The following is an 11,695-nucleotide window of genomic DNA, read 5'->3' on the forward strand; positions in this document are numbered from 1 at the left end:
GGGCTGTAATATCTCGTTTCTCGGGTGTCATAAATCAACAACCTAAGGTTAACGTCAGCACGCATTTTCATAAATCTGTCATAAAACTGACGCATAATGGCGCCGCATTAAGACAGATGATGATAAGCAACTTATATAACAGGGCAAATCATGGCGAGACGTATTCTGGTCGTAGAAGATGAAGCTCCAATTCGCGAAATGGTCTGTTTCGTGCTTGAGCAAAATGGCTTTCAGCCCGTTGAAGCTGAAGATTATGACAGTGCGGTGAACCAGCTTAATGAACCCTGGCCGGATTTGATCCTCCTTGACTGGATGTTGCCTGGTGGTTCTGGTCTACAGTTTATTAAACACCTCAAGCGTGAAGCGATGACCCGGGATATTCCGGTCATGATGTTGACCGCCAGAGGGGAAGAAGAGGATCGCGTACGCGGCCTGGAAACCGGCGCGGACGACTACATTACCAAACCGTTCTCGCCGAAAGAGCTGGTTGCCCGCATCAAAGCGGTGATGCGTAGGATTTCGCCGATGGCGGTGGAAGAGGTCATTGAGATGCAGGGGCTAAGCCTGGATCCCACCTCGCACCGCGTGATGACCGGCGAAAACCCGCTCGATATGGGGCCGACGGAATTTAAACTCCTGCATTTCTTTATGACGCATCCCGAGCGGGTTTACAGCCGTGAGCAACTGCTGAATCACGTCTGGGGCACCAACGTCTACGTTGAGGATCGCACGGTTGATGTGCATATTCGCCGTCTGCGTAAGGCGCTGGAAGCCAGCGGCCACGATCGGATGGTGCAGACGGTTCGCGGGACAGGGTATCGTTTTTCGACCCGTTTTTGAAAGGCAAGAACAAGAGCCTGGCTCTGAAGGGAGAGTGACCCGTGCTGGAACGGCTGTCATGGAAAAGGTTGGTGCTGGAGCTGATACTTTGCTGTATCCCGACCTTGATCCTAAGTGCATTTTTGGGTTACCTGCCGTGGTTTTTACTGGCATCGGTAACAGGACTGCTTATCTGGCATTTCTGGAATTTATTACGCCTCTCATGGTGGCTGTGGGTCGACAGAAGCATGACGCCGCCGCCGGGACGAGGCAGTTGGGAACCGCTGCTGTATGGGTTGCATCAGATGCAACTGCGCAATAAAAAGCGTCGTCGTGAGCTGGGCAATCTGATTAAACGCTTTCGCAGCGGGGCGGAGTCGCTGCCCGATGCGGTGGTGTTGACCACCGAAGAGGGGGGGATCTTCTGGTGTAACGGTCTGGCGCAACAGGTGCTGGGCTTACGCTGGCCGGACGATAGCGGACAGAACATCCTGAACCTGCTGCGTTATCCGGAGTTTACGCAGTACCTCAAGTTGCGGGATTTCAGCCGACCGTTAAATCTGGTGCTTAATACCGGCCGACACCTGGAAATCCGCGTCATGCCGTATACCGATAAGCAACTGCTGATGGTGGCGCGCGACATGACCCAGATGCACCAGCTCGAAGGCGCGAGACGCAATTTCTTCGCCAACGTGAGCCACGAACTGCGTACCCCGCTCACGGTGTTGCAGGGCTATCTTGAAATGATGCACGAGCAAACGCTGGAAGGGGCAACGCGCGAAAAAGCGCTGTTAACGATGCGCGACCAGACCTCGCGCATGGAAGGACTGGTGAAACAGTTGCTCACGCTGTCGAAAATCGAAGCCGCCCCGACGCTTCTGCTCAATGAGCAGGTCGATGTCCCTATGATGCTGCGGATGGTTGAACGCGAGGCGCAGACGCTCAGTCAGCAGAAGCACACGTTCAGTTTTGAGGTGGATAACCAGCTGAAAGTACTGGGGAATGAAGAGCAACTGCGTAGCGCGATGTCCAACCTGGTGTATAACGCGGTGAACCATACCCCAGCGGGAACCCATATCACCGTCCGCTGGTATGCGGCGCCGCACGGCGCGGAGTTTAGCGTGGAGGATAACGGACCGGGCATTGCGCCGGAACATATCCCACGGTTAACAGAGCGATTTTATCGGGTGGATAAAGCGCGATCGCGGCAAACGGGCGGCAGTGGACTGGGACTGGCTATCGTTAAACACGCGCTGAATCATCACGAAAGTCGCCTGATGATCGACAGTCAACCGGGTAAAGGGACGCGCTTTAGTTTTGTGCTGCCGGAACGATTAATTGCCAAAAAAAGTGCTTAAAGTGCAATCGTAAGGTTTTCTTTCCATAAGCCAGCTAATGCTGGCTTATTTTCTTTGCGGCTAAGATAACTCTGCTGAATTTATCAACGTCTGGTTGTTTTTTGTTCGCATGATAAGCCATGACTTTTTCTTTAGTATGGTGTTTTACACTAGTGTGAGATTTGATATCGCTATAATCTTCCGGTTTTTGGATCCCTCCTTGCTTTAAAACGTTATAAGCGTTTAAATTGCGCCCCAGATGCTGTCAGACTGACTGTATTCAGGCGGTAAATCGAAAAACTATTCTTTGCTTTCCTGGTTATGGGATATATCCCTCTGGAATGGCTTAAAAAAACCGCTGTTTCTTCCCGCAGGGAAAGACACTACGTTAATTTAATCAACACCACATCCACAGGCCGTAAGCTTTATGACCCATCAGTTAAAATCGCGCGATATTATTGCGCTGGGCTTTATGACTTTTGCGCTGTTCGTCGGCGCAGGGAACATCATCTTTCCTCCAATGGTTGGTTTGCAGGCAGGCGAAAACGTCTGGATGGCGGCATTCGGTTTTCTGATCACCGCTGTTGGGCTACCGGTGCTGACCGTTATCGCGCTGGCGAAAGTCGGTGGTGGCGTTGACAGTCTGAGTACCCCTATCGGTAAAGTGGCTGGCGTTTTGCTGGCGACCGTCTGCTATCTGGCCGTCGGACCGTTATTTGCTACGCCGCGTACCGCAACGGTCTCTTTTGAAGTGGGCATTGCCCCGCTGACCGGCGACTCGACGCTGCCGCTGTTTATCTACAGCGTGGTCTATTTTTCCATTGTCATTCTGGTGTCGCTCTATCCGGGCAAACTGCTGGATACCGTGGGTAACTTCCTGGCGCCACTGAAGATTCTGGCGCTGATTGTGCTCTCCGTTGCGGCCATCATCTGGCCTGCCGGCCCGATCAGTCATGCCATGGAAGCCTATCAGACGGCGGCATTCTCCAATGGTTTCGTTAACGGTTACCTGACGATGGATACGCTGGGCGCGATGGTTTTTGGCATCGTTATTGTTAACGCCGCCCGTTCTCGCGGCGTGACCGAAGCGCGTCTGCTGACCCGTTATACCGTCTGGGCTGGCCTGATGGCGGGCGTAGGATTAACGTTGCTGTACCTGGCGCTGTTCCGTCTCGGATCTGACAGCGCCACGCTGGTCGATCAGTCGGCGAACGGCGCGGCGATCCTGCATGCCTATGTTCAGCACACCTTTGGCGGTGCGGGTAGCCTGCTGCTGGCGGCGCTGATCTTCATCGCCTGTCTGGTAACGGCGGTCGGCCTGACCTGCGCCTGCGCGGAATTCTTCGCCCAGTATGTGCCGCTCTCCTACCGCACGCTGGTGTTTATTCTTGGCGGCTTCTCGATGGTGGTTTCTAACCTGGGGCTCAGCCATCTGATTCAGATTTCTATTCCGGTGCTGACGGCAATCTACCCGCCGTGTATCGCACTGGTTGTATTAAGTTTTACCCGCTCATGGTGGCATAATTCGACCCGCGTCATTGCTCCGGCAATGTTTATCAGCCTGATTTTTGGTATCCTTGATGGTATTAAAGCATCGGCAATCGGCGACGTGTTACCGGCCTGGACCCAGCGCTTACCGCTGGCGGAACAAGGTCTGGCGTGGTTAATGCCTACCGTCGTGATGGTGATCCTGGCGGTTGTCTGGGATCGCGCAGCAGGTCGACAGGTGACTTCCAGCGCACACTAAGATTGCGGAAAAAGTGTTTTAACCACGGGGCTATTACTGGCCCCGTGGTTTTTTATTGTGTTGATGGGTTAGGAATCGATGGAAAGTAATAACAAGCTGAAGCGTGGGCTAAGCACCCGACACATTCGCTTTATGGCCCTGGGCTCAGCAATCGGCACCGGGCTGTTTTATGGCTCTGCGGACGCCATCAAAATGGCCGGGCCGAGCGTGCTGCTGGCCTACATTATCGGTGGGGTGGCGGCCTATATCATTATGCGCGCGTTGGGGGAAATGTCTGTACACAACCCTTCCGCCAGCTCCTTTTCGCGCTATGCGCAGGAAAACCTCGGCCCGCTCGCCGGTTACATTACCGGCTGGACCTACTGTTTTGAAATCCTGATTGTCGCCATTGCCGACGTGACCGCGTTCGGCATCTATATGGGCGTCTGGTTTCCGACGGTGCCGCACTGGATCTGGGTGCTCAGCGTGGTGCTGATCATTTGCGCCATCAACCTGATGAGCGTGAAAGTGTTTGGTGAGCTGGAGTTCTGGTTCTCCTTCTTTAAAGTTGCCACCATCATCATCATGATTGTGGCTGGCTTCGGTATCATCATCTGGGGGATTGGCAACGGCGGACAACCGACCGGGATCCATAACCTGTGGACTAACGGCGGTTTCTTCAGCAACGGCTGGCTGGGGATGGTGATGTCGCTGCAGATGGTGATGTTTGCCTACGGCGGTATTGAGATCATCGGTATCACTGCCGGTGAAGCGAAAGACCCGGAGAAGTCTATTCCGCGCGCGATTAACTCGGTGCCGATGCGTATCCTGGTGTTCTATGTGGGGACACTGTTCGTCATTATGTCTATCTACCCGTGGAACCAGGTGGGAACCGACGGTAGCCCGTTTGTGTTGACCTTCCAGCATCTCGGTATCACCTTTGCTGCCAGCATTCTCAACTTTGTGGTGCTTACGGCGTCACTGTCGGCGATTAACTCTGACGTCTTTGGCGTCGGTCGTATGCTGCACGGGATGGCGGAGCAGGGCAGTGCGCCGAAAGTGTTCGCCAAAACCTCGCGTCGGGGGATCCCGTGGGTCACCGTGATGGTGATGACTATCGCTCTGCTGTTTGCGGTGTATCTGAATTACATCATGCCGGAGAATGTCTTCCTGGTGATTGCGTCGCTGGCGACCTTCGCGACGGTATGGGTGTGGATTATGATCCTGCTGTCGCAAATCGCTTTCCGTCGTCGTCTGCCGCCGGAAGAGGTGAAAGCGCTGAAGTTTAAAGTGCCGGGCGGCGTGGCAACGACCATTGTAGGCCTGATTTTCCTCGTCTTTATCATCGGACTGATCGGTTATCATCCGGACACCCGCATCTCGTTGTACGTTGGCTGTGGCTGGATTGTTCTGCTGATGATTGGCTGGATGTTCAAGCGTCGCCACGATCGTCAGATGGCGCAAGCGCAGTAATGTTGTACCGGGTGGCGTGAATGCCATCCGGTCATTTCTCCTCCCCCGAACTCCTCCCCCAATAAACCTTCAGATGATGAGTTATCCTGTAAATCGCTATGGCAAGGTGTGCTCATTTTCATCAAAGGGGATACGTGATGTTGAACGCCTGGCACCTACCGGTTGCCCCATTTGTTAAGCAAAACAAAGACCAACTGACCATTACGCTCTGGCTGACGGGGGAGAACCTGCCGCAGCGCGTCACGCTACGTGCGGAAAATGACAACGAAGAAATTGCGCTGGCGATGCACAAATTACGCACGCAGCCGTTTCCGGGCGTGACCGCCTGGCGTGCGGCGATTGATCTTCGCAGCGGGCAGCCGCGTCGGCGCTACAGCTTCAAGCTGCTCTGGATCGATCGCCAGTTGTGGTTTACACCGCAAGGATTCAGCCGTTTTCCGCCTGCTCGTCTGGAGCAATTTGCCGTGGATGCGCCGGACAGCGGGCCGCAGTGGGTGGCCGATCAGGTTTTCTACCAAATCTTTCCCGACCGTTTTGCCCGTAGCGCGTCACGCGACGCGCAGCAGGATCAGGTCTATTACCATCACGCCGCCGGGCAGGAGATTGTGCTACGTGACTGGGATGAACCGTTGACCGCGCAAGCTGGCGGCTCTACGTTTTATGGCGGCGACCTCGACGGCATCAGCGAAAAACTGCCGTACCTGAAAAAGCTGGGCGTCACCGCCCTGTACCTGAACCCGGTATTCACCGCCCCGAGCGTGCATAAATATGATACTGAGGATTACCGTCACGTTGATCCGCAGTTTGGCGGCGATCCGGCGCTGATGCGTCTGCGGTTGAAAACCCAACAACAGGGGATGCGGCTGGTGCTGGACGGCGTGTTTAACCACAGCGGCGACTCCCATACATGGTTCGATCGTCATCAGCGCGGCTCCGGCGGCGCGTGCCACCATCCGGATTCTCCCTGGCGTGACTGGTACAGCTTTTCGCCGGACGGCGTTGCGCTGGACTGGCTGGGATACTCCAGTCTGCCGAAGTTGGATTATCAGTCCGAAAATCTGGTCAACGAAATGTATCGCGGCGAAGACAGCATCGTTCGTCACTGGCTGAAAGCACCGTGGAACATGGATGGCTGGCGGCTCGACGTCGTGCATATGCTGGGTGAAGCGGGCGGTGCGCGTAATAACCTTCAGCATGTCGCCGGGATCACTCAGGCGGCGAAGGGAACGCAGCCTGACGCCTACGTCTTTGGCGAACACTTTGGTGATGCGCGACAGTGGCTGCAGGCGGATGCAGAAGATGCTGCGATGAACTATCGTGGCTTCACTTTTCCGCTGTGGGGTTTTCTTGCCAATACCGATATCTCTTACGATCCCCAGCAGATTGACGCGCAGACCTGTATGGCGTGGATGGAGAACTATCGCGCCGGGCTCTCTCATCAGCAGCAGTTGCGGATGTTCAACCAGCTCGACAGTCATGATACCGCCCGTTTCAAATCGCTCCTGGGCAATGATGTCGCCCGTCTGCCGCTGGCGGTCGTCTGGCTGTTTAGTTGGCCCGGCGTGCCCTGTATCTATTACGGCGATGAGGTGGGACTGGATGGCGATAACGATCCGTTCTGCCGCAAGACGTTTCCCTGGCAGGAGGAAAAACAGGATGCCACATTGCTTGCCTTGTACCAGCGGATGGCGAAGCTGAGGCATGGCATTCCGGCGCTACGCTACGGTGGGTGCCAGGTGGTCTATGCGGAAGACAACGTGGTGGTATTTTTGCGCGTCTACCAGCAGCAGCGCGTGCTGGTCGCCATTAACCGCGGCGAGGCGTGTGAAGTGGTGCTCCCGGCGTCACCGCTGCTCAACGTAAAAGAATGGTGCGGCAAAGAAGGGAAAGGGCAACTGTCTGACGATATTCTGACATTGCCGGCGATTTCCGCCACTCTCTGGGTGAATCACTGATACAGCCGCGCGATATCGGGGCTGGCAAGCAGCGTTTCCCGCCACCAGCGGTGCGCCAGCCCGTTGTGACCCTCGCGCCATGCCATATAGGCGACATCTTTTTCGCGAAACGAGATAACGCTTTTTTCGACCAGCTCGCCCGTGGCAAGCCACGGGCTGGCAATATGACGCGGGAGAAACCCACAGCCCATCCCGGCGCGCAGCAGCGCCACTTTACTGTGAAAATCATCGACATGGATCTGCGGCTGTTCTTCCATCAGGTTGGTTTGCAGCGGATGGCAAAAACGCGCGCTGTCGCTGATGACAATGGCGCGGTGCAGGCAAAGTTGTTCATTCGTCAATCGGTCAGAGAGTGCGGCTAGCGGATGATTGGGCGCCACCACAAAGACATTATCCAGAGTGCCTAACATTTTGTAGGACCACGCGGCAGATGTCGGCGGTTCGTTAATCGCGCCAAGAATGATATCCGCGCCATTATGCGTTAGCTCTTCCCATGACCCCGCCAGCGTGTGGTATGAAAATTTAAGCAGCGTCTGTTTGTTCAGCGCGTGGAAGGCGTCGATGAGAGGTAACAGCACCTCAAAGGGGAAGGAGACATCCAGTGCAACTACCAGCTCTTTTTCCCAACCGGAGCTCAGTTGCAGCGCCTGCTTTTCCAGATCTTTTGCCGCGCTGAGCAGCAAACGCCCCTTTTCCAGCATCATCAGTCCGGTATCGGTGAATTTGGCCCGATGCCCGGAGCGGTCAAGCAGTTCGATGTTCAGGTCTTTTTCCAGCTTCTGAATCATATAGCTGAGCGCCGCGGGCGTCTTAAACAACGATTCGGCAGCGGCGGCAAAAGTACCGTATTTGTCGATAGCGTCCAGGATAAGCAGAACGTCCAGATTAATGCGCATAGGCTGAATATATCCCTGAAAATAAACCCCTCTGTTGTACCGAATGACGAGAAACAAAACCAGTGAATAAATTAGATGGAAGATGTGCATTTTTTTGAAGATAAAAGAAATATTGCCGTGACAGGGCTTATTTCACACAACGGTAAGTTTTCTTTAATAAGTCGTTAGAAATTTCCAACTATACTAAACAGGCTTTCTGATTCAGGATTTGATGGCTGACGGCGGATACCAGACGTCAATTTCTAACTCATTGATTAAGGAAGTATATTATGTCTATTCGGGAACTGATTAATCCATCTAACTCGACGCTCATTTTTATTGACCATCAGCCGCAAATGGCATTTGGGGTAGCGAATATTGATCGCCAGACGCTGAAAAATAATACTGTCGCGCTGGCGAAAGCCGGCAAAATATTTAATGTGCCGGTCATTTATACTTCAGTCGAAACAAAAAGTTTTAGTGGTTACATCTGGCCTGAGTTACTGGCGGTGCATCCGGATGTGAAACCTATCGAACGTACCTCCATGAACTCCTGGGAAGACGCGGCGTTTGTGAAAGCCGTGGCGGCGACCGGGCGTAAAAAACTGATTATCTCTGCCTTATGGACTGAAGTGTGCCTGACCTTCCCGGCACTGATGGCGCTGGAAGCCGGTTACGAAGTGTATGTGGTAACGGATACCTCCGGCGGCACCTCTGTTGATGCGCATGAGCGCGCGATCGATCGCATGGTGCAGGCCGGCGCCGTACCGGTGACCTGGCAACAGGTTATGCTGGAGTACCAGCGTGACTGGTCACGCAAAGAGACCTATGACGCGGTGATGGATCTGGTTCGTGAACACAGTGGCGCTTACGGCATGGGCGTGGATTATGCCTACACCCTGGTGCACGGCGCGCCGGAACGTAAAGCCTGATTCTGAATTAAAAACCAGGAAAATCAATGCATTGATTTTCGGCTGATGATCACAAGGAAGGAAAAACCACGTCTTTTCCTTCCTTGTCAGCAGTCTGATGGCGGGGCAACCCGCCATTACCCTTCAGCAAGGAACTTTTCATGGCGCAGAATACACATGTGACGTTGGTAATTACGCATACGCTGCAGCCCGACCAGGCGGCGCGTTATGAGCTATGGTTGGGGAAAATCATGCCAGTCGCGGCAGCGTTTCCCGGGCATCTTGGGGCGAATGTGATTCGTCCGACGGATGGGCAAAATCTGTGGAACATCATTATTCGCTTCGACACGCTCGAGCATCTCTATAACTGGACGCAGTCAGACACGCGGCGGATCCTGGTCGAAGAGATCGCTCCACTGTTGGCGGAAGGCGATAAAACCGAGATCCACACCGAAGCGGCATTCTGGTTTACGCCCCCCGCGCCACACGTCCGTCAACCGCTGCGCTGGAAGCAGTTTCTGATCACCCTGTTGGTTATCTTCCCCAGCACCAATCTGGTGCCGTGGCTGACCGGCATGCTATTGCCGTCGCTGAAGGGAACGCTGTTACTGCATCTAATCAACGATGCCTGTGTGGTTGCGCTGGTGGTCTGGTTGTGGATGCCCATCGTAACCCGTTTGTTTGCCGGTTGGTTGAAAAAAGCCTGATCGGCTCGTCAGGAGAGTGTTATGTCTCAAACTGCCTCATTGATTCTGACCCACGGAAAAATACATACCCTCGATAGCCACCGCCCGCAGGCTGATGCCGTGGCGATCAAGGACGGAAAAATTCTCGCCACGGGAACGCACGATCAGGTGATGCGTTTTGCCGCTGATGGTACACAGGTGATTGATCTGAAAGGTCACACTGTGATTCCGGGGCTTAATGATTCCCACCTGCATTTGATCCGCGGTGGGCTGAATTACAATCTGGAGCTGCGCTGGGAAGGGGTACCCTCGCTGGCCGATGCACTGCGTATGCTGAAAGAACAGGCCGACCGAACCCCGTCACCGCAATGGGTTCGCGTGGTGGGCGGCTGGAGTGAATTTCAGTTTGCCGAACGCCGGATGCCAACGCTGGAAGAGCTTAACGACGCCGCGCCGGATACTCCCGTTTTCGTGCTGCATCTGTACGATCGTGCGCTGTTAAACCGCGCGGCGCTGAAAGCCGTGGGATACACCAAAGCGACACCCGATCCGGCAGGCGGCGAGATCGTCCGCGATGGCAACGGTAACCCCACCGGGATGCTGATCGCCAAACCTAACGCCATGATCCTTTACTCGACGCTGGCGAAAGGGCCAAAACTGCCGCTGGAGATGCAGGTGAACTCCACCCGCCAGTTTATGCGTGAACTGAATCGTCTCGGACTGACCAGCGCCATCGACGCTGGCGGCGGTTTTCAGAACTACCCGGAAGATTACGAGATCATCGAGCAACTGCATGCCAACAATCAGATGACGGTGCGCATTGCCTATAACCTGTTTACTCAGCGGCCGAAGCAGGAGCTGGAAGACTTTGAGCGCTGGACCGATATGCTCAAGCCGGGCCAGGGGACCGATTTCTACCGTGCGAACGGGGCCGGGGAGATGCTGGTCTTCTCCGCAGCGGACTTTGAAGACTTCCTGCAACCGCGCCCGGATTTGCCGCAAGGGATGGAGGATGAACTGGAGCGCGTGGTGCGCCATCTGGTGGAGCACCGCTGGCCGTTCCGTCTGCATGCCACTTACGATGAATCCATCAGCCGGATGCTGGATGTGTTTGAGAAAGTGAACCGTGATATTCCATTCAACGGTCTGCACTGGTTTTTCGACCACGCCGAGACTATCAGCGAGCGCAATATTGATCGCGTGAAAGCGCTGGGCGGCGGCATTGCGGTACAGCATCGTATGGCCTTCCAGGGCGAATACTTTATCGACCGCTACGGGAAAGAGGCGGTGAAACAGACGCCGCCAGTGGCAAAAATGCTGGCCGCCGAGGTGCCGGTGGGGCTCGGAACCGATGCCACTCGCGTTGCCAGCTATAACCCGTGGACGGCGCTGTACTGGCTGGTGTCCGGGCGCACGGTCGGTGGGACGGCGATGTATGACGACAACAACCGTCTGCCGCGCGACGTGGCGCTGGAACTGTGGACAGCGGGGAGCGCGTGGTTTTCCAGCGAGCAGGGCAAAAAAGGGCGCATTGCTAAAGATCAACTGGCCGACCTGGTGGTGCTGTCAAAAGACTACTTCAGCGTCACGGAAGAGGAGATCAAAGGTATTGAGTCGGTGATGACGATTGTCGATGGCAAAGTGGTGTATGCCGCCGGACAGTTTACTCCGCTGGCGCCGCCTGCGATCCCGGTCGTCCCGGACTGGTCTCCGGTGGTGAAAGTGCCGGGACACTATCGCTCGGCGCCGCCAGCCGCCGCGAAAGTGGGTGCCGTGGTGCAGATGCACCAGTGCTGCGGGAGCTGCGGCGTGCACGGTCATCAGCATGATATTGCCCGTCAGTCGGGGATCCCGGTGTCTGACGATCGGGCCTTCTGGGGCGCGCTTGGCTGCTCGTGCTTTGCGTTTTAATC

General features: G+C 55.1%; 9 protein-coding genes. 8 read left to right on the forward strand and 1 reads right to left on the reverse strand.

Translation table 11 applies throughout. The annotated features are described in order from the left end of the window. Positions 1-150 precede the first annotated feature (150 nt). The 5 genes from phoB (at position 151) to malZ (ending at position 7,310) form a co-directional block, all read left to right on the forward strand. On the forward strand, positions 151-840 hold the full coding sequence (gene phoB, locus AL479_RS14840; protein WP_061076603.1) for a phosphate response regulator transcription factor PhoB: 690 nt from the start codon (positions 151-153) through the stop codon (positions 838-840). Between the two features lie 41 nt (positions 841-881). Next, a complete protein-coding gene (phoR, locus tag AL479_RS14845) occupies positions 882-2,177 on the forward strand; it encodes a phosphate regulon sensor histidine kinase PhoR (protein WP_061076604.1) in 1,296 nt (431 codons plus the stop codon). A gap of 406 nt (positions 2,178-2,583) precedes the next feature. Continuing rightward, on the forward strand, positions 2,584-3,903 hold the full coding sequence (brnQ, locus tag AL479_RS14850; RefSeq protein ID WP_061076605.1) for a branched-chain amino acid transporter carrier protein BrnQ: 1,320 nt from the start codon (positions 2,584-2,586) through the stop codon (positions 3,901-3,903). Between the two features lie 78 nt (positions 3,904-3,981). Further along, positions 3,982-5,355 carry a proline-specific permease ProY gene (proY, locus tag AL479_RS14855; protein ID WP_043001619.1) on the forward strand — a complete coding sequence of 458 codons (1,374 nt, stop codon included), beginning with the start codon at positions 3,982-3,984 and terminating at the stop codon, positions 5,353-5,355. 137 nt (positions 5,356-5,492) lie between these two features. Beyond that, positions 5,493-7,310 carry a maltodextrin glucosidase gene (gene malZ / locus AL479_RS14860; protein ID WP_061076606.1) on the forward strand — a complete coding sequence of 606 codons (1,818 nt, stop codon included), beginning with the start codon at positions 5,493-5,495 and terminating at the stop codon, positions 7,308-7,310. On the opposite strand, the gene AL479_RS14865 is transcribed toward malZ, so the two are convergent. Further along, positions 7,304-8,206: a LysR family transcriptional regulator gene (locus AL479_RS14865; RefSeq protein WP_061076607.1), complete on the reverse strand. Its 903-nt coding sequence runs from the start codon at positions 8,204-8,206 to the stop codon at positions 7,304-7,306. The genes malZ and AL479_RS14865 overlap by 7 nt on opposite strands. 269 nt (positions 8,207-8,475) lie before the next feature. On the opposite strand from AL479_RS14865, the gene AL479_RS14870 reads away from it, so the two are divergent. From AL479_RS14870 to AL479_RS14880, 3 genes are all read left to right on the forward strand, one after another. Then, positions 8,476-9,117: a hydrolase gene (locus AL479_RS14870; protein WP_061076608.1), complete on the forward strand. Its 642-nt coding sequence runs from the start codon at positions 8,476-8,478 to the stop codon at positions 9,115-9,117. Positions 9,118-9,257: 140 nt separating this feature from the next. Continuing rightward, on the forward strand, positions 9,258-9,803 hold the full coding sequence (locus AL479_RS14875) for an antibiotic biosynthesis monooxygenase (RefSeq protein ID WP_061076609.1): 546 nt from the start codon (positions 9,258-9,260) through the stop codon (positions 9,801-9,803). 21 nt (positions 9,804-9,824) lie between these two features. After that, a complete protein-coding gene (locus AL479_RS14880; RefSeq protein WP_061076610.1) occupies positions 9,825-11,693 on the forward strand; it encodes an amidohydrolase in 1,869 nt (622 codons plus the stop codon). Positions 11,694-11,695: the final 2 nt, after the last annotated feature.

It is taken from the genome of Citrobacter amalonaticus (assembly GCF_001559075.2).
Lineage (GTDB): Bacteria > Pseudomonadota > Gammaproteobacteria > Enterobacterales > Enterobacteriaceae > Citrobacter_A > Citrobacter_A amalonaticus_F.